Annotated in this window: 17 protein-coding genes and 1 pseudogene; 12 read left to right on the top strand and 6 right to left on the bottom strand. The window is 75.6% G+C overall.

Annotation, left to right across the window (positions count from 1 at the left end; genetic code table 11):
* Positions 1 to 53 precede the first annotated feature (53 nt).
* Genes ACI79H_RS10485 through ACI79H_RS10475 form a run of 3 tightly spaced genes read left to right on the top strand, consistent with a single transcriptional unit; the run spans position 54 to position 2,625 of the window.
* A complete protein-coding gene (locus tag ACI79H_RS10485) occupies positions 54 to 1,085 on the top strand; it encodes an LLM class flavin-dependent oxidoreductase (RefSeq protein WP_456554319.1) in 1,032 nt (343 codons plus the stop codon).
* On the top strand, positions 1,082 to 1,888 hold the full coding sequence (locus tag ACI79H_RS10480) for an alpha/beta hydrolase (protein ID WP_456554318.1): 807 nt from the start codon (positions 1,082 to 1,084) through the stop codon (positions 1,886 to 1,888). Before ACI79H_RS10485 ends, ACI79H_RS10480 begins: the two co-directional genes overlap by 4 nt.
* 2 nt (positions 1,889 to 1,890) lie before the next feature.
* Positions 1,891 to 2,625 carry a PIG-L deacetylase family protein gene (locus ACI79H_RS10475; protein ID WP_456554317.1) on the top strand — a complete coding sequence of 245 codons (735 nt, stop codon included), beginning with the start codon at positions 1,891 to 1,893 and terminating at the stop codon, positions 2,623 to 2,625.
* Here ACI79H_RS10475 and ACI79H_RS10470 read toward each other — a convergent pair whose 3' ends face one another.
* A complete protein-coding gene (locus tag ACI79H_RS10470) occupies positions 2,626 to 4,164 on the bottom strand; it encodes an ATP-dependent DNA ligase (RefSeq protein ID WP_456554316.1) in 1,539 nt (512 codons plus the stop codon). It lies immediately after the preceding gene.
* A gap of 73 nt (positions 4,165 to 4,237) precedes the next feature.
* Here ACI79H_RS10470 and ACI79H_RS10465 point away from each other — a divergent pair, with 73 nt between their 5' ends.
* Together ACI79H_RS10465 and ACI79H_RS10460 are read left to right on the top strand one after the other, a co-directional pair.
* On the top strand, positions 4,238 to 5,467 hold the full coding sequence (locus ACI79H_RS10465) for a saccharopine dehydrogenase family protein (RefSeq protein WP_456554315.1): 1,230 nt from the start codon (positions 4,238 to 4,240) through the stop codon (positions 5,465 to 5,467).
* A gap of 129 nt (positions 5,468 to 5,596) precedes the next feature.
* Positions 5,597 to 6,193, top strand: coding sequence for a hypothetical protein (locus tag ACI79H_RS10460; RefSeq protein ID WP_456554314.1), 597 nt, complete (start codon positions 5,597 to 5,599; stop codon positions 6,191 to 6,193).
* 138 nt (positions 6,194 to 6,331) lie between these two features.
* On the opposite strand, the gene ACI79H_RS10455 is transcribed toward ACI79H_RS10460, so the two are convergent.
* Positions 6,332 to 7,573, bottom strand: coding sequence for a DUF222 domain-containing protein (locus ACI79H_RS10455; RefSeq protein ID WP_456554313.1), 1,242 nt, complete (start codon positions 7,571 to 7,573; stop codon positions 6,332 to 6,334).
* Positions 7,574 to 7,708: 135 nt separating this feature from the next.
* On the opposite strand from ACI79H_RS10455, the gene ACI79H_RS10450 reads away from it, so the two are divergent.
* Entirely contained in the window at positions 7,709 to 9,106 is a 1,398-nt protein-coding gene (locus ACI79H_RS10450) for a thioredoxin family protein (RefSeq protein ID WP_456554312.1), read from the top strand.
* Positions 9,103 to 9,636 (top strand): annotated as a pseudogene (locus tag ACI79H_RS10445) (UGSC family (seleno)protein). The gene ACI79H_RS10450 and the pseudogene ACI79H_RS10445 overlap by 4 nt, the downstream one beginning before the upstream one ends.
* Here the strand turns inward: ACI79H_RS10445 and ACI79H_RS10440 are convergent.
* Positions 9,582 to 10,397: a hypothetical protein gene (locus ACI79H_RS10440; RefSeq protein WP_456554311.1), complete on the bottom strand. Its 816-nt coding sequence runs from the start codon at positions 10,395 to 10,397 to the stop codon at positions 9,582 to 9,584. The pseudogene ACI79H_RS10445 and the gene ACI79H_RS10440 sit on opposite strands and share 55 nt — an antisense overlap.
* 195 nt (positions 10,398 to 10,592) lie before the next feature.
* Here ACI79H_RS10440 and ACI79H_RS10435 point away from each other — a divergent pair, with 195 nt between their 5' ends.
* From ACI79H_RS10435 to ACI79H_RS10420, 4 genes are all read left to right on the top strand, one after another.
* The gene (locus ACI79H_RS10435; RefSeq protein ID WP_456554310.1) at positions 10,593 to 10,862 is read left to right on the top strand and encodes a hypothetical protein; all 270 of its coding nucleotides are present in this window, start codon (positions 10,593 to 10,595) and stop codon (positions 10,860 to 10,862) included.
* 138 nt (positions 10,863 to 11,000) lie between these two features.
* Positions 11,001 to 12,503: an AMP-binding protein gene (locus ACI79H_RS10430; protein WP_456554309.1), complete on the top strand. Its 1,503-nt coding sequence runs from the start codon at positions 11,001 to 11,003 to the stop codon at positions 12,501 to 12,503.
* Positions 12,504 to 12,549: 46 nt separating this feature from the next.
* Complete coding sequence (locus ACI79H_RS10425) at positions 12,550 to 13,749, top strand: acyl-CoA dehydrogenase family protein (RefSeq protein ID WP_456554308.1); 1,200 nt, start codon at positions 12,550 to 12,552, stop codon at positions 13,747 to 13,749.
* A complete protein-coding gene (locus ACI79H_RS10420) occupies positions 13,746 to 14,873 on the top strand; it encodes an acyl-CoA dehydrogenase family protein (protein ID WP_456554307.1) in 1,128 nt (375 codons plus the stop codon). The genes ACI79H_RS10425 and ACI79H_RS10420 overlap by 4 nt, the downstream gene beginning before the upstream one ends.
* Positions 14,874 to 14,946: 73 nt before the next feature.
* Here the strand turns inward: ACI79H_RS10420 and ACI79H_RS10415 are convergent, their stop codons facing one another.
* The 3 genes from ACI79H_RS10415 to ACI79H_RS10405 form a co-directional block, all read right to left on the bottom strand.
* Positions 14,947 to 15,969, bottom strand: coding sequence for a porin PorA family protein (locus ACI79H_RS10415; RefSeq protein WP_456554306.1), 1,023 nt, complete (start codon positions 15,967 to 15,969; stop codon positions 14,947 to 14,949).
* 155 nt (positions 15,970 to 16,124) lie between these two features.
* Positions 16,125 to 16,760: a trimeric intracellular cation channel family protein gene (locus ACI79H_RS10410; protein WP_456554305.1), complete on the bottom strand. Its 636-nt coding sequence runs from the start codon at positions 16,758 to 16,760 to the stop codon at positions 16,125 to 16,127.
* Between the two features lie 22 nt (positions 16,761 to 16,782).
* Positions 16,783 to 17,577 carry a MerR family transcriptional regulator gene (locus ACI79H_RS10405; RefSeq protein ID WP_456554304.1) on the bottom strand — a complete coding sequence of 265 codons (795 nt, stop codon included), beginning with the start codon at positions 17,575 to 17,577 and terminating at the stop codon, positions 16,783 to 16,785.
* 78 nt (positions 17,578 to 17,655) lie between these two features.
* Here ACI79H_RS10405 and ACI79H_RS10400 point away from each other — a divergent pair, with 78 nt between their 5' ends.
* Complete coding sequence (locus tag ACI79H_RS10400) at positions 17,656 to 18,009, top strand: nuclear transport factor 2 family protein (RefSeq protein ID WP_456554303.1); 354 nt, start codon at positions 17,656 to 17,658, stop codon at positions 18,007 to 18,009.
* The last annotated feature ends 59 nt before the right edge of the window (positions 18,010 to 18,068 follow it).

Genomic DNA, 18,068 nt, shown 5'->3' with positions numbered 1-18,068 from the left:
TGCTTGACTGGGCCGGTCCGCCGCACGGCGGCCTGCCAACGGAGGGACGGTCCATGCACCTCGGCGTCGACAGCTTCGTCTCGGCGGTGACCGACCCGGCGTCGGGCCGCCTCATCGGCCCCGAGGAGCGGATGGAGCACCTGCTCGAGGAGATCGAGCTCGCCGACCGGTCGGGGCTCTACTCGTTCGGCATCGGCGAGCACCACCGGCCCGAGTACTACGACTCCGCCCCACCGGTGATCCTGGCCGCCGCGGCCGCCCGCACGTCGCGGATCCGGCTGGGCAGCGCCGTCGCGGTGCTGAGCGCCGCGGACCCGGTGCGGGTCTTCCAGCAGTTCGCCACCCTCGACCTGATCTCCAAGGGCCGGATCGACCTCGTCGTGGGGCGCGGCTCGTTCACCGAGGCGTTCCCGCTGTTCGGGCTGAGCCTGGCCGACTACGACGAGCTGTTCGCCGAGAAGCTCGACCTGCTGCTGCAGATCCGCGACTCCGAGCGGGTCACCTGGTCCGGCCAGCACCGCCCGCCGCTGACCGGGCAGGGCGTCTACCCGCGGCCGCTGCAGGACCCGCTGCCGATCTGGGTCGGCGTGGGCGGGACGCCGGAGTCCTTCGTGCGCGCCGGGCTGCTCGGCCTGCCGCTGATGGTCGCGATCATCGGCGGGGAGCCGCGCCAGTTCGCGCCGCTGATCGACCTCTACCGCCGCGCGGGGGCGCAGGCCGGCCACCCGCCGCAGCGGCTGCAGGTGGGCCTGCACGTCTTCGGCTTCGTCGCCGAGAGCACGCAGGCCGCGGCCGACACCATCTACCCGGGGTGGCACGAGATGTTCGACAAGGTCTCCCGCGAGCGAGGCTTCTCGCCGCCGAGCCGGGCGCAGTTCGACGCGACCAGCGGCCCGAACGGCGCCTTCTTCATGGGCGACCCGGAGACCGTCGCGGAGAAGCTGGTGCGCATCGCCGGCCAGCTCGGTGGCGTCGACCGGGTCGCGATCCAGATGACCAACCCGCGGCTGGCGCACGCCGACCTGCTGCGCGGCATCGAGCTGCTGGGCACCGAGGTCGCCCCGCGCGTGGCGGCGTCGGCATGACCGCCGCGCGGGAGTGGACGCTCGACGGGCACGCCGGACGGCTGGCCGGCCGGACGTGGGCGGCCGCCGAGCCGACCCACGTCGTCCTGCTGGCGCACGGGTACGGCGAGCACACCGGGCGGTACGACCACGTCGCCGCGGCCCTGGTCGCCGCGGGCGCGAGCGTGCACGCCGTCGACCACGTCGGGCACGGACGGAGCGACGGCGACCGGGTGGTCGTGCAGGACTTCGAGCGGGTCGTCGACGACCTGCACCTCGTCGACCAGCAGGCGCGGGCGCAGCACCCCGGCCTGCCCGTCGTGCTGGTCGGGCACTCGATGGGCGGGCTGATCGCCGCGCGCTACGCGCAGCGGTACGGCGACTCGCTGGTCGCGGTGGTGCTCTCCGGGCCGCTGGTCGGGGAGTGGGGCGGCGCGGGGCTGCTGGACCTGCCCGAGCTGCCCGACGCGCCGCTGGACACCTCCACGCTCTCCCGGGACCCGGAGGTGGCCCGCGCCTACGAGGCCGACCCGCTCATCTGGCACGGCCCGTTCCAGCGGCCGACGATCGAGGCGATCGTCCGCGCGCTCGCGGCGGTGCAGGACGGGCCGTCGCTGGGCGCGGTGCCGCTGATGTGGGCGCACGGCGAGGACGACCGGCTGGTGCCGCTGGAGGGCTCGCGCGCCGGCATCGCGCACCTGCGCGGGGAGACCTACGTCGAGCGGCTGTACCCGGGTGCGCGGCACGAGATCTTCAACGAGACCAACCGCGACGAGGTCCTGGCCGACGTGGTGGCGTTCGTGCGCGACTCGCTGCAGCGGTAGCGGTGACCGGCGGGAACGACGCCCCGGGCGTGCTCGGCGTCTTCGGCCACCCCGACGACGAGTCGTTGTCCGCGGGCGGCCTGCTCGCCCGGTCCGCGGGAGCCGGCGCGCCGACGGCGGTGGTGACGACCACGTGGGCCGAGGACTCGGTGCGCGGACCCGAGCTGGCCGAGGCGGTGCGGCTGCTCGGCCTGGGTGCGCCGCGCATGCTCGGCTACGCCGACGCGCTCGTGCCGGAGTCGGCGCCCGGGAGCCCGCGCCTCGTCGACGCGCCGCTGGACGAGGTGGTGCGCCGGCTGGTCGCGCACATCCGGGAGCTCCGGCCCGACGTCGTGGTCACCCACGACTTCTACGGCGGGATGACCGGCCACCCCGACCACGTGCACACCTACCGGGCCACCGTGCTCGCGGTCGAGGCGGCCGGCCTCGAGCAACTGCACCCGGAGGCGGGGGAGCCCTGGCGGCCGCAGGCGCTCCTCCTGGCCACCCACCCGAACGCCGTCGTCGCGCAGCTGCGGGAGGTCGTCGGTGCGCGCCGGGCGGTGCACGGCGTCGCCGAGGAGGAGATCACCGACCGGCTCGACGCCACCCCGTGGCTGGAGCGGAAGGTCGCCGCGATCCTGGCGCACCGGAGCGAGGTGGAGCGGGGCGGCGTGCCCGCCCTGGTGGCCGCGCTGCCCGCGGGCGCCCGTGACACGTTGCTGGCCACCGAGCACTACATCCGCCGCACGCTCTAGTCAGGTCGCGAGCAGCGCCCGGACGGCGTCCAGGGTGTCCGCCTCGGCCGGGGTCTTGTCCGGGCGGTAGCGCAGCACGCGGGCGAACCGCAGCGCGACGCCGCCGGGGTAGCGGGTGCTGCGCTGCGCGCCGTCGACGGCGATCTCCACCACCAGCTCGGGGCGGAGCAGCACGCCCCAGGCCGGGCTCTCGCGGGCGAGGTCGGGGAAGGTGCGGGTCTGCCAGGCCAGCAGCTCGTCGGTCATGCCCTTGAACGTCTTGCCGACCATCACCGGCTCGCCGCCGTCGGGGTCGCGCGCGCCGAGGTGGATGTTCGACAGCGACCCGGTCCGCCGGCCGTAGCCCCACTCCGCGCCGAGGACGACGAGGTCGAGGGTGTGCACCGGCTTCACCTTCTGCCACGCCTTGCCGCGCCGGCCCGCCGCGTACGGCGCGTCCAGCGCCTTGACGACGACGCCCTCGTGGCCGCCGGCCAGCGCGTCGTCCAGCACCTGCGCGGCCTGGTCGGCCTCCGGCCGGCGGACGCCGGGCATGCGCAGCGCGGCGTGCGCGTCGTCGGCGAGCAGGCCCGCGAGGGCGTCGAGGCGGACGTCGAGCGGCTCGTCGAGCAGGTCGCGGCCGTCGAGGTGCAGCAGGTCGAAGAAGAACGGGCTGAGCAGCACGGCCTCGTCGGCCGCGTCGGAGCCGAAGCGGCTCATCGTGTCCTGGAACGCCCGCGGCCGGCCGTCGTCGTCCAGCGCCAGCGTCTCGCCGTCCAAGACCGCGCTGCGGCAGGGGAGGGCGCGCACCCGCGCGACCAGCTCGGGCACGCCGTCGGTGATCTCGCGCAGCGTGCGGGTCCAGACGCGGACGACGTCGCCGTCGCGGTGCACCTGGATGCGGGCGCCGTCGAGCTTGAACTCCACGGTGACCTCGCTGCCGAGGTCGGCGAGGGCGTCGTCCAGCGAGGCACCCGGGCTGGCGAGCATCGGACGCACGGGACGGCCCACCTCCAGGCGCACGGCCTCGAGGGCGGCCGTCCCGCCGGTCAGCGCCGCGCGGGCGGTCGAGGGCAGCCGGCCGGAGAGCATGAACGCGCGGCGGACGGTCGCGGGCGGCACGTCGGCGGCCGTGGCGACGGCGTCCAGCACGACCCCCTCCAGCGCGCCCTGGCGCAGCTCGCCGGTGAGCAGGCCGACGAGGAAGCGCTGCTCCTCCTCGGTGGCGGCGGAGAACAGCCCTGTGAGGACGGCGTCCCGGCGGGTGGCCGACCCCGTACCGGACGTCGTCGCCAGCTCGGTGAGGGCGGCGACCACCGCCGCGACGGTCAGCGACGCCTCGGCGGCCGGGGTTGCGGTGCGCGGCGCCAGGGTGCGCCAGCCGACGCCGAGCCGGCCCTGGCCCGTCTCGCCGGAGAGCCAGGCGGTGACCGGCTCGACCTCGTCCTCGCCGGCCCGGCGGAGCACCTCGGCGATGGTGGCCGCCTTCGCGGTGCGGGCGCGGGTGGACGCGACCCGGGTGGAGGCGGCGACGACCTCGGCGAGCAGCACGGGGGTCATCGTGGCAGCCGGTACCGACGGTCCGGGCCGCCCGGCGTGCACCGGAGGGGGCCGGCCCGGTAAGCATGGCCCCATGACCGCCAGCGCACGCGACTCCGACCTCGTCGTCTTCGGCGCCACCGGCTTCGTCGGGAAGCTGCTCGCCGCCAACCTCGCCGAGCACGCACCCGCAGGGCTGCGCATCGCGCTGGCCGGGCGCTCGCGCGCCCGGCTCGAGGAGGCCCGCGCCGCCCTGCCCGCGGCAGCGGCCGAGTGGCCGCTCGTCGAGGCCGACGCCTCGGACCCGGCGGCGATGGCCGCGCTGGCCCGCAGCACGCGCGTCGTCGTCACCACCGTGGGGCCGTACGCGCGGTACGGCCTGCCGCTGGTGGAGGCCTGCGCCGCGGCCGGCACGCACTACGCCGACCTCACCGGCGAGGTGCTGTTCGTGCGCGATGCCATCGACCGGGTCGACGTGGTGGCGCGCGGCACCGGCGCCCGGATCGTGCACGCCTGCGGCTACGACTCGATCCCCTCGGACCTGAGCGTGCTGCTGCTGGCGGCGCGGGCCGCCGCCGACGGGGCGGGCGGGCTGCGCGACGTCCGGCTGGTCGCCACGCTCAAGGGTGGCTTCAGCGGCGGCACGATCGACTCGATGCGCGCGCAGGTGGAGGCGCTGGAGAAGGAGCCCGCACTGCGCAAGGTGGCCGGGCACCCGTTCGCGCTCAGTCCTGACCGCGCCGCGGAGCCGCGGACGCAGCAGCCCAGGGACGCCGGCCTGCCCGCCCGGCTGCCCGACGGGCGCTGGACCGCGCCGTTCGTCATGGCATCGTTCAACACCCGCATCGTGCGGCGGAGCAACGCGCTGCAGGACTGGGCGTACGGGCGCGAGCTGAGCTACGGCGAGGTCATGGGCGTCGGGCGCGGCCCGGGCGGGGCGGTGGGCGCCGTCGGCGTGACCGCGGGCCTCGCGGCCACGATGGCCGCCATGTCCTTCTCGCCGACCCGCGGCCTGCTGGACCGAATGCTGCCGGCGCCGGGCACGGGCCCCAGCGAGGAGGTGCGGCGCACGGGCTGGTTCCGGATGGAGGTCGAGGCCGGCACGGAGAGCGGCCGCCGGTACACCGCGGTGGCCGCCGGGAAGGGCGACCCCGGTTACGCCGCGACGGCGGTGATGCTCGGGGAGGCGGCGCTGGCCCTCGCGCTGGACGGCGACCGGCTCCCGGACCGCGCGGGCTCGCTGACGCCGGCGACGGCGCTGGGCGAGGTCCTCGTCGAGCGGCTGCGCGCCGCCGGGCACACCTACGAGGTGACACCCGCCTGACCCGCCGCCGCGGTGCTCGGCGGCGGCCGGCTGCCAGGTGATCCACGGGATCGGCGCAGGTCGGGCCCAGGCAGCGACCCCAGGCTGCCCTCGAGAGCCGGAGCGACCGGCTGACGACGAGGAGCCGCCATGCGCAAGAAGCTGATCATCGCCGCCACCGCCGGAGCGCTGAGCCTGGGTGGGCTGGCGGTCGCCGTACCGGCGCTCGCCGATGAGGGGGGCGCCGCCGGCTCGGCGGTCGAGCGGATCACCGACGCCCTGGCGGGCCTGGTGTCCGACGGGTCGATCACCCAGGAGCAGGCCGACGAGGTGGCGAGCACGCTGAGCGAGGCCGGGATCGGGCAGGGTCACGGGCCGGGTGGCGGCTTCCGCGGCGGGCCCGACCTGCAGACCGCGGCGACCGCCCTCGGCATGACCGAGGACGAGCTGCGCACCGCGCTGGAGACCGAGGGCACCACGCTGGCCGACGTCGCGGAGCAGCAGGGCGTGGCCGTCGACGCGCTCGTCGACGCGCTGGTCACCGCGGGGGAGGAGCGCATCGCCGACGCCGTCGAGGACGGCCGGCTCACCCAGGAGGAGGCCGACGAGCGGCTCGCCGACCTGGAGGAGCGCATCACCGAGCGGGTGGAGAGCGCGCTGCCGGCGCCGGGTGAGCGCGGCATGCGCGGGCACGGCGGCCCGGGTGACCGGGGCGGGGACGAGGCCGAGGAGACGCCGGCCGACTGAGCCGGACCGCCTGGGTGGGTGGAGCGAGGGCCGGGTCCGCGGTGCGGGCCCGGCCCTCGCGTCCCGATCGCACCGAGCGCGGCCCTGCGGGCCCGCACCGGTGGTCGGTGCGGGCTGGGGCGTAGCTGTCGGTCGCCCTCAGGCGGGAAGGAGGAACGGCTCCGGCAGTCGGATCTCGCTGCCGTCGGGGCGCCAGGTGCGCCATCGGCCGTCGGGTCGTCGTTCGACGCGGAAGCCGGAGTGGACCTTGGTGTGGTGCCGTTCGCACAGCAGCGCCGAGTTGGCCAGCGAGGTGTCGCCGTCGTCGATCCAGTGGATCAGGTGGTGGACGTCGCACCAGTGGCTGGGCGCATCACAACCGGCGAAGACGCACGTGCGGTCGCGGATCTCGACGGCGCGGCGCAGGTGGGGTGGGACGACGCGATGGGTGCGGCCGAGGTCGAGGGGTTGGCCTTCGGGGCCGATGACGATGCGGGTGACGTTGCCGTCGCAGGCCAGCCAGCGGGCGCGGGCGGCGGAGATGACCCCGCCGAAGCCGGTGCGACCGGCGCCTGCTCCGGCGGTCGAGGTGTCCACGAGGTCGTCGAGGTCGATGGTGACCGCGACGTGCGGCTTGACGGTCCGCATGGTCGGCAGGCCGCCGGAGGCGAGCGCGTTGTCGGCGAGCTGGACGAGGGCGTCGGCGGACTGCTGGCCGCGGCTGCGGGTGTCCCCGGCGGGCCGGGAGGCTTGGCGGATCGACTCGATCGCGGCTTGCACCTTCTCACCGCCCACGGCGTCGAGCACGAACCGGCCGACCACGGTGCCGTTCCGGTCGCGGGTGATGGTCAGCGATCGGTTCTCGGTGGGGTCGGGTTCGGGGCCGTCGGGGTCGAGCCGGGCCAGGTAGTGCCCGACGGCCTGGCGCAGGTCGGCGTGCGGCGCGGTCATCGCCGCGTGGGTCAGGGCCTGGTCGATCTGCTCGACGTCGACGGCCTGGGCGTCCGCGGCGGCGAGCGTGCCCGGCGCGCCGATCGGGGCGATCGCGTCCACCGCCTCGGCCGGGACGGCACCTGCGGCGGCAGCTGCGGCGAGGGCGGGCAGCTGTTCAAGCGCCCGCCCTGCGCGGACCAGCCGGTTCGCCGTGGCCTGGGAGAGCCGGTGGTGACCGCGCAACCAGGAGGCCATCGTGGCCTTGCCGTCGTGCTCCGGGGCCCGGGTCAGCTCGCCCTCGCGCACCGTGCGCGCCAGCTCGGCCGACAGCCGGTTGGCGGCCACCAGCAGCGGCTCCAGCCGCTCCAGCACTGCCGGCCCGAAGAGGCCTTTCGTGTCCTCACCGGCCAACGAGTCCAGCGCACCGGACAGGCAGGCCAGGGGACTCGTGCAGCCCGTCGAACACATGTGCGAACACTACTGCTGTCCGGCGGTTCCCGCGGCGCGAATCCCCAGCTCAGCGGCCCGTACACAGACGCTGACCACGCCTTGACATGAGCGCGCCCTTCCGTCGTCCACCGGTCGGCCGGTACGGTCCGGCGCATGCGTCTCCCCGACGGTCTGGTGGCCGTGGTGAAGCGCGACTGCCCGACCTGCGTGCTCGTCGAACCGGTGCTCCGCGAGCTCGGCGCCGCGGTCTGGTGCCAGGACGACGCCGGATGGTTCGAGCACGACGACACCGAGCTGGAGCTCTCCTACCGGCTGGGCATCGAGACCGTCCCGACGCTGGTGCGCGTCGAGGACGGCCAGGAGGCCGCCCGGGTCGTGGGCTGGAGCCGGGAGCAGTGGGAGGCCCTCACCGGGCGGACCGGGCTCGGCGCCGACCTGCCCGAGCACCGCCCGGGCTGCGGCTCGCTGTCGGTCGACCCGTTCCGCATCGACGCCCTGGAGGCGCGCTACGGCGGCAGCGGCCTGGGCAGCCGGCGGGTGGAGCTGGCCGACCTCGAGGACGAGCACGAGGCGATGTACGACCGCGGCTGGACCGACGGGCTGCCCGTCGTCCCACCGACACCCGAGCGGGTGCTGCGGATGCTGCGCGGCACCACCCGCGACCCGCAGGACGTCGTCGCGGTCGTCCCGCCCGACCTGGTCGAGTGCACGGTGGAGAAGGTCGCCGTCAATGCCGTGATGGCCGGCTGCCTGCCCGAGCACCTGCCGGTCGTGCTGGCCGCGCTGGAGGCCGCCTGCACCGAGGAGTTCGCCCTGCACGGCCTGCTGGCGACCACCTACTTCTCCGGCCCGATGATCGTCGTCAACGGCCCCATCACCCGGCGGATCGGCATGAACAGCGGGGTCAACGCCCTCGGGCAGGGCAACCGCGCGAACGCCACGATCGGCCGGGCGCTGCAGCTCGTCGTCCGCAACGTCGGCGGCGGCCGCCCGGGCGGGATCGACCGCGCGACGCTGGGCAACCCCGGCAAGCTCACCTTCTGCTTCGCCGAGCGCGAGGAGGGCAGCCCCTTCGCCCCGCTCGCCGCCGACCGCGGCGTGCCCGGCGACGCGGTCACCCTCTTCGCCGGCTCCGGCGTGCAGCCCGTCGTCGACCAGCTCAGCCGCACCGCCGACTCGCTGGCCCGCACGTTCGCCGCCTGCCTGCGGGTCAACGGGCACCCCAAGCTGCCCATGGCCTTCGACGCGGTGCTGATCGTCTCCCCGGAGCACGGCCGGCTGTTCCGCGAGGCGGGCTGGGACCGGGCGCGGCTGATCGCCGAGCTGCAGGCGCTGCTCACCCTGCCGTCGGACGAGCTGGTGCGCGGGGCCGGGGGCATCGCCGAGGGCATCCCCGAGAAGCTCGCCGGCATGGAGCTGCCCAAGTTCCGCCCCGGCGGGCTGCTGGTCGTGCACGCCGGGGGCGACGCCGGCCTGTTCAGCGCCGTCGTGGGCGGCTGGGTGTCCGGGGACACCGGGAGCGCCCCGGTGACCAGAGAGGTGCGCGCATGAGAACCGTCTTGGACCCGACCGGCGAGCAGCGGACCACCGAGCGTGAGCTGCTGCCCCGCCCTGCCTCGCTGCGCGGCCTGCGCGTCGGCCTGCTCGACATCAGCAAGCCCCGCGGCGACGTCGTGCTCGACCGGCTCGAGGAGCTGCTCACCGCTGACGGCGTGATCGTGCGGCGCTACCGCAAGCCCACGTTCACGAGGACCGCGCCGGTCGACCTGCGGCACGAGATCGCCGAGCAGTGCGAGGTGGTCATCGAGGCGCTCGCCGATTAGGGCTCGTGCACGTCGTGCAGTGTGCACGACATCGCCGACCTCGAGCGCCGGGGCGTGGTGGGGGTCTTCCTCGCCAGCGAGGTGTTCGCCGACGCCGCCCGGCTGCAGGGCGCCGCGCTCGGGTTCCCCGCGCCCTTCGTCCTCGTGCCGCACCCGGTGCAGGACCGGACCGACGCGGAGCTGCGCGTCGCTGCCGAGGGTGCCTACCGCGCGGTGGTGGCGGCCGTGACGAGCGACGGGGCCACGTCGCCCGGCTGACCCCTGAGGACGGCCGCCTCGGTGTCGGCCCGCCGGCGCTCCTCGCGGCCGACGGCGAGCAGGCGCAGGGCCTCCGCACGGGCCTGCGCCCGGGCGACGGCGGCCTCCTCGGTCGCGCGCTCGCGGGTGCGGTCGGCGTCCTCGGCGGCCCGGCGGGCGGTCTCCCGCGCGGCCGCGAGCACCGCGTCGGCCTCGGCCCGGACGCGCTCCGCGTCCTCCTGGGCCGCGGCGACGGTGGACCGCGCCCGCTCGACCATCCCGGCCGCCTCGGCCTGCGCGGCGGCCAACGACCGGTCGGCGACGGTCTCGGTGGCGGCGGCCCGGCGCCGCGCGTCGGCGACGATGCGCGCGGCCTCGGCAGCGGCCGCCTGCCGGTCGGCCTCCGCCTCGGCCCGGAGCGCCGCGGCCTCGTCGGCGGCCGCGGCGAGCAGCGTGCCGATCCGCCGGGAGGCGCCGATGTACTCGCCGCCGCCGGGGGAGTGGGACAGCAGCTCGCGGGCCTCCTGCAGCGCAGCCGCCGTCTCGAGCTGGCGGGCGACCAGGTGCGCCCGTTCCCGGTCGGCGGCAGCGAGCTCGTCCTCGGCCCACTGCACGTAGGACTCGACCTGGAACCGGTCGTAGCCGGCAACCGCACGCCGGAACATCGGCGCGGCCTCCAGCACGGTCGGGAGGTCGCCGGAGACGTTCGGCCGCACGAGCTCGGCGGCGTGCCCGACGACGTCGAGGACGGTCCGGTCGTCGGTGCTGGTGTCGATGCTCATCCCGCTGCTCCCCTGGATCGCGCTCCCGGATCCGACGGTAGGTGCACCGCTCGGTAGCTGCCCGGTGACGCTGGGTCGTTCACCCGGACGTGCGGACGACCGGCCGGATCCGGGGACCTCCGGCCTCGCCCGGGCGGGTGAGGCGGTCGGCGGCGTGGTCGCCGTCGGCCACCCGCGGGCCGCAGGCTCGGTGCCATGCCGACCGACGCCGTCCCCTCCCCGGGAAGCCTCACCGTCCCGCCGTTCACCGGCTGGGAGGTCCTCGGGGTGGCGCTGGTCGTCGTCCTGCTCCTCGCCGTCGGCTTCCTCCTCGTCGGCGCGCTGGCGCCCGACCGGCGGCGCCGGTCCGACGAGTGGCAGGCCTTCCTCGACGGCCGCTCGCGCGTCCGGTCCGACCCGGGAGCACCGGCGCGGACGCCGGCCCCGGAGCGGGCCGGGCCGGACGTCCCGCACGGCCACCGGTAGCCGCGCGCGGACGACGAGTCCGCCCCGCGGGGGCCGGGTGAGGCCTGCGTTACAGTCCGAATCCAGTCGGGCGATGTGGGCCCGCTCACGGCGGGCGGCGGTGCCGCACCGGCCCGTCCGTCCCCGGGGAGGCTGTCGATGACCGAGACCGCGCAGACCGCCGACGCCGACGCCCCACCGCCTCCGGCCGTCCCCATCGGGGTCCGGGTCGGCGAGCTGGCCCGCGAGCTCGGGGATGCCCCGGCGGTCGTCTGCGAGGGCACCTCCCGCAGCTGGGCGGAGCTCGACCGGCGCACCAACCGGCTCGCCCGCGCGCTGCTGGCGCGGGGCGTCGCGCTGGGCGACCTGGTCACCATCGGCATCCCGAACAGCGTCGAGTTCGTCGAGGCGTGCGTCGCCTGCTGGAAGGCCGGCGCGGTCCCGCAGCCGGTCTCGGCGGCCATGCCGCCGCTGGAGCTGCAGGGCATCGTCGAGCTGGCGGACCCGCCGCTGGTCATCGCCCGCGGCGAGCTGCCGCTGGACCGCCCGATCGCCGACGTCGACGAGCTGATCGCTCAAGCGGAGGACGACGGCCCGCTGCCGGTCGTCATCTCCCCGGCCTACAAGGCGCCGGCCTCCGGGGGCAGCACCGGCCGGCCCAAGCTGATCGTCTCCGCGCAGACCGGCGTCGTCGAGCAGTTCGGCGGCATGGTGTGGCGGCACCGCCCCGGCGGAACGCTGCTCATGCCCGGCCCGCTGTACCACAACGGGCCCTTCACCAGCGCCATGGCGGGGCTGCTCGGCGGCTCGACGCTGGTGCTCATGCCGCGATTCGACGCCGAGGGCGTCCTGCGGCTGGTGGAGCAGCACCGCGCCACCTGGCTCTACCTCGTCCCGGCGATGATGAGCCGCATCTGGCGGCTGCCCGAGGAGGTGCGCGCCCGGTACGACCTCTCCTCGCTGGAGACCGTCTGGCACCTGGCCGCCCCGTGCCCGCCGTGGCTCAAGGAGGTCTGGATCGACTGGGTCGGCGGCGAGGTGCTCATGGAGCTCTACGCCGGCACCGAGGCGCAGGCCGGCACGATCATCAGCGGGACCGAGTGGCTGGCGCACCGCGGCTCGGTCGGCAAGGTGCTCTACGGCGAGATCACCATCCTCGGCCCCGACGGCGAGCAGCTGCCCCCGGGCGAGGTCGGCGAGGTGTACATGCGGCGCGGTGAGGGGCAGGGCCCCTCGTACCGCTACATCGGCGCCGAGGCGCGCACCCGCGGCGACTGGGAGTCCCTCGGCGACATCGGCTGGCTGGACGAGGACGGCTACCTGTACCTGGCCGACCGGCGCACCGACATGATCCTGGTCGGCGGTTCCAACGTGTACCCCGCCGAGGTCGAGGCCGCGCTCGACGAGCACCCGCAGGTCGCCTCCAGCGCCGTGATCGGGCTCCCGGACGACGAGATGGGGCAGGTCGTGCACGCCATCGTGCAGCCCGCTCCGGGCCTGGACGCCGTCGACCTCGACGACCTCCGCGCGCACCTGGCCGAGCGGCTGGTCCGGTACAAGCAGCCGCGCACCTTCGAGCTGGTGACCGAACCGCTCCGCGACGAGGCCGGCAAGGTCCGGCGCTCCCAGCTCCTGGCCGACCGGGTGCCCGCCCAGCAGTGAGGCACCACGCCCCGAACCGCACCACCGATCCGACGGGAGTACCGGCATGACCGCGACCGACGCACGAGCCGTGGGGGAGGACCTGCGCCAGCGGGTCACCGACTTCCTCGCGGAGCACGACCACACGACGATGGACCGGCTGGACTTCCTGCGGGCCCGGTACGACGCCGGCCTGGCGTGGGTCAACTTCCCGGTCGGCCACGGCGGCCTCGGCCTGCCCCGCGCCCTCCAGGCCCAGGTGGAGGCCCAGTTCGCCAAGGCGGGCGCCCCGGACAACAACCCGCGCGGCAACGGCATCGGCCTGGGCATGGCCGCGCCCACGATCCTCGCGTTCGGCACGGAGGAGCAGAAGAAGAAGTTCCTCCGCCCGCTGTGGACCGGCGAGCAGATCTGGTGCCAGCTGTTCAGCGAGCCGGGTGCCGGCTCGGACCTCGCCGCGGTCAGCACCCGCGCCGTCCGCGAGGGCGCCGACTGGGTGGTCAACGGCCAGAAGGTGTGGACGTCGAGCGCGCACAAGGCGCAGATGGCGATCCTGGTCGCCCGCACCAACCCCGAGGTGGCCAAGCACGCGGGGCTCAGCTACTTCCTCTGCAACATGGACGCCCCCGGCGTCGACGTCCGGCCGCTGCGGCAGATCACCGGCGAGGCCGAGTTCAACGAGGTCTTCCTGACCGACGTGCACATCCCCGACAGCCAGCGGCTCGGTGACGAGGGGATGGGCTGGAAGGTCGCGACGGCGACCCTCAACAACGAGCGCGTCGCCATCGGCGGGGGCGGCGGCGGCCGGGAGAGCGGGATGGTCGGCGTCCTGGCGAAGACCTGGCGCGAGCACCCCGAGCGCCGCGGCACCGGCCAGCACGACAAGCTCATGCGCCTCTGGGTGGACAACGAGGTGGCCCGGGTGACCGGCCAGCGGCTGCGGCAGAAGCTCGCCGTGGGCGAGCCGGGCCCCGAGGGCTCGGCGATGAAGCTGACCTTCGCCCGCATCGCCCAGGAGGCCAGCGGCATGGAGCTCGAGCTGCTGGGCGAGGACGGCCTGCGGGCGTCGGACTGGACCATGAAGCGCCCGCAGCACGTCGACTTCACCGGCCGCGACGCCACGTACCGCTACCTGCGCGCCAAGGGCAACTCCATCGAGGGCGGCACCTCGGAGATCCTGCGCAACGTCATCTCCGAGCGGGTGCTCGGACTGCCCTCCGAGCCGCGCGTCGACACCGGCATCGCCTGGAAGGACCTGCCCCGATGAGCGACCTCAACCTGCTCTACACCGACGTCGAGGACGACCTGCGCAGCAGCGTGCGCGACCTGGTCGCGGCGCGCAGCGAGCCGCACGCCGTCGCCGCGGCCTACGACGGCGACCGGTCGCTGGTCGACCCGCTGTGGCGCGCCGTCGCCGGTGACCTGGGCCTGGCCGGGCTGCTGGTCCCCGAGGAGCGCGGTGGCGCCGGCGCCTCGGCCCGCGAGGCCGCCGTGGTGCTGGAGGAGCTGGGCCGGGCGGTCGCGCCGGTGCCGTTCCTGACCAGCAGCGTCGTCGCCACGACGGTGCTGCTCGCCGCCCCGGCCGGCGGCCCGGCCGACGAGCTGCTGGCCGGCCTGGCCGCCGGCGAGCGCACCGCCGCGCTGGTCCTGCCGTTCTCCGCCGGCCCCGGGGAGGAGGCACCCGGCTTCACCGCGGACGGCGAGGGCCGGGTGAGCGGCAGCGCGCGCAGCGTGGCCGGCGCCCTGGAGGCCGACGTCCTGCTCGTGCCGGTGCGCAGCGCCGGCGGCACCGCGGTGCTGGCCGTGCCCGCCGCGGACGCCCGGGTGGAGCCGGTCGTCTCGCTCGACATGACCCGCCAGCTCGCCGACGTGACCCTCGAGGGCGTCGCCGGCCAGGAGCTGCTGGGCGCGGACGCCGGTGCCGGCGCGGTCCGCTCGGCCCTGGAGACCGGTGCGGCGCTGCTGGCCTCCGAGCAGTACGGCGTCGCGCAGTGGTGCCTCACCACGACGATCGCCTACCTCAAGGACCGCCGTCAGTTCGGCCGCGTCGTGGGTGGCTACCAGGCGATCAAGCACCGGCTGGCCGACCTCTACGCGGCGGTGGAGTCCGCGGGCGCCGCGGCCCGCTACGCCGCGGCGGCCGCGGCCGAGGGCGACCCCGAGAGCGCCGTGGCCACCGCGGTGGCGCAGTCGTTCTGCTCGGAGACCGCGGTCAAGGCGGCCGAGGAGGCCGTCCAGCTGCACGGCGGGATCGGCATGACGTGGGAGCACCCGGCCCACCTTTACCTCAAGCGCGCCAAGGCCGACCAGATCGCGCTGGGCACCCCGGCCGCGCACCGCGCCCGGCTCGCCGAGCTCGTCGACCTGCCCGCGCCGGCACCGGTGGGCTGAGCCCGCAGCGGACGACGACGGGCCCGGTCCCGGGGGGAGCACCCCCGGGGCCGGGCCCGTCGTCGTCGGTCGGTCAGGCGGTACGGGTCCGCGTGGCCGCGCGGCGGGCCAGCAGCAGCGCCGCGACCAGCAGCAGCACGCCGAGCACCGTCAGGACGATCGGCAGCACCGTCCCGACCAGGTTCAGCAGCCGGGCGTCGTCGGCGACGGTGTTCCCGCGGTCCTGGATGGAGTCGTCGGTGGAGTAGACGTCGATGGTCGCGAACGGCACGTCGACCGTGGTCACGCCCAGGTCGAGCGAGCCGGTGATCTCCTGCGTGCTGCCGCCGGCGATCGTGGCGCCGAGCTCCTGGTCGGCGTCCACCAGGGTCGTGGTGCGCGAGGTCCAGGCGATCGGGATCTCGGCGGGCAGCGAGGGCAGCACCGCGGGTAGCGCGGCGAGCAGCTCCGGCGACACCAGGCCGTCCAGTCCCGGGGCCAGCGCGGCGAGCACGTCCTTGGGCAGCGAGGTGGGCAGGTTGAGCGCTCCAGGGTTGGCCAGCTCGCCCTCGGACACCGACTCGTACCGGTAGACGTCGCGGCCGCCGAAGACCTCCTCGCCCTCGAAGGTCACCGGGGCGGCCTGCAGCGTGTTCTGGTCCCAGTACTCGTAGACGCCGTCCTCGGGCCGCGGGTCGATCGGCAGCGTGAAGACCAGGCCCTCGGCGTCGGTGACGTCGTCCGCACCCTCGGGGGCCGGACCGGCCTCGTCCGTCTCGCGGTCGACGGCGAACCGCACCTCGGTCACCGTCGGTTCGGCGTCACCGACGGTCCGCGTGTCCCTGCGCAGGACGATCTCCGTGTCGCCGTCCACGGACTCGGACAGCACCTCGCGGACCGCCGTGATGGGGACGTCCGTCGCGATCACCTCGGTGGCGCCGCCGGACAGCACCGCCGGGTTGATGCCGTTGTAGGTGCCCTCGAACTCGAGGGTGACGTCGAGGTCCTCGGGCAGCTTGGTGACCGAGGGGACGACGACGAAGCGGACGACGGCTGCGGCGACGATCAGGAGCACGCCGACGACGGCGAGCACGACGGAGGAACGGGTCAGTCTCACGGGGGCGGTCTCCGGGGTCGGGCGGGTTCGAACCTGACGAGTCTGCGGACGACTCGACTGTGACCTGCGTCCGGTACCCGCGCCGCCCGTCGGCCCAACCCGGCGGCGTGACGTCGCCCACCATGCAGTTCCGCAACAATTCGACCGAGGGCCTGCTACCCCGGGTCGCGCCGCCGTGCACCCGGCGGGAGCGGGGCGTCGACGTCGTAGTGCACGCCGACCATGCGGATGACGAAGCAGAGCACCGCGGCACCGACGCCGGCCACCGGACCGCGGACGCCGGCCAGGTCGGCGACCACGACGGCGGTGGCGCCGACCAGCGCCGGGACCGCGTACAGCCCGCTGCTGAGCACCGACGGGACCTGGCGGACCAGCACGTCGCGCAGCGTGCCGCCGCCGACCGCGGTGATCGCGCCGACGAGCGCGGACTGCGCCGGGCCGAAGCCGAGGTCGATCGCCTTCAGCGCCCCGGTGACGGCGAACAGGCTCAGCCCCACCGCGTCGAGCACGTTGATCGCGCGGTTGATGCGCGCGAGGTGGGACCAGGAGAAGAAGGCGACCAGCCCGCCACCCGCGGCGACGGCGAGATAGCGCCAGTCGAGGAAGGTGGCCGGCGGCAGGGCGTCGAGGAAGACGTCGCGGATGGTGCCGCCGCCCAGCGCGGTGATCATCCCGAGGGTGACCACCCCGACGATGTCGAGCCGGGTGGCGCGCAGCGCGGTGAGCGCGCCGTTCAGCGCGAAGGCGAAGGTGCCGACGAGGTCGAGCACCAGCAGCGCCGTGGAGGCCATGCAGGCAACGTAACCGGGGCGCTCAGCCGGCCACGGCGAAGACCGGCCAGCCGATCTCGGTGCGCCAGGCCGAGGGGTCGTCGGTGTCCCGCGGGCCGACCAGGTAGGTCTCGCGCACGGGCCCTGCGACGGCGAGCAGGTGCCCGACCACCCACCCGCCGAGCTCCCCGTAGGTGACGTCGATGTCCTCGTGGCCGCCGACGTGCACGGTCACCGCGAGCTCGGCCGCCGGCAGGGTCACCGGGTGCACCCGGCCGGCGCGCGGCGGGTCCGGGACGGCGCGGTGCACCAGCACGTGCCCCCGGCCCTCCTCGAACAGCGCGTTGTCGTACAGCCCGCCGGGGGCGCCGGCCCCGGGCGGCACGACGGCGTCGAGCTCGGCCATCGCGCCGGCGTACCAGTCCACGACGTCGTCCAGCGCCACGTCGTCCTCTACGGCGGCGACCGTGCGCGCCGGTTCGCGGTACAGCTCGACGGCCAGGCCGGCCGGCTCGGGGCGCAGCAACCGGCGCAGGGAGACCACGGCCGCGCGGGTCCGCTCCAGCTCCTGCTCCAGCCGCTCCAGGTGCCCGGCGACCAGCGCGGCGCGGTCACCCGGCTCGGGTGCGGCGAGGATGCGCGCGACGTCGGCGAGCGGGACGTCGAGCTCGCGCAGCCGGTGGATGACCTGCGCGGTCGGGATCTGCCCGGCGTCGTAGAAGCGGTAGCCGCTGGACCCGTCGACGACGGCGGGCTCGAGCAGCCCGGCCTCGTGGTAGCGGCGCAGCGTGCGCACGCTGAGGTGGGTCAGCCGGGAGAACTCGCCGATCGAGAGCACCTGCGCACTCTGCACCCTCCCCCCGGGGGAGCCTCCAGCGGTTGACCCTCCCACGGGGGGAGGGCCCACGGTGGCGGCATGACCGAGACCACGACCATCCAGCCCACCGACCTCCCCGCCGTCATCCGCGACTACCTGGCCGCGCACCTCGCCGGCGACGTCGACGCCGCGCTGCGCAGCTTCGCCGCGGACGCCGTCGTCGTCGACGAGGGGCACACGTACCGGGGCCACGAGGCGATCCGGGGGTTCCTGCAGCACGCCGGTGCGGAGTTCACCTACACGACCGAGCTGACCGGTGCCGAGCGCATCGACGACGAGCACTGGGTCGCGGTGAACCACCTCGAGGGCGACTTCCCCGGCGGCGTGGCCGACCTGCGCTACCGGTTCACCACCGCCGGCGGGCTGGTCGCGGAGCTGGTCATCGCCCCCTGAGCCGGACCTCCCCGCGTCGCCGGACCGCCGGTGCCCGATGCTTGACCGGGCAGGGCACC

This window comes from Blastococcus sp. SYSU D01042 (assembly GCF_054050515.1).
Note: the sequence above shows the minus strand (reverse complement) of the source record. Positions and strands in the feature narration are given on the sequence as shown.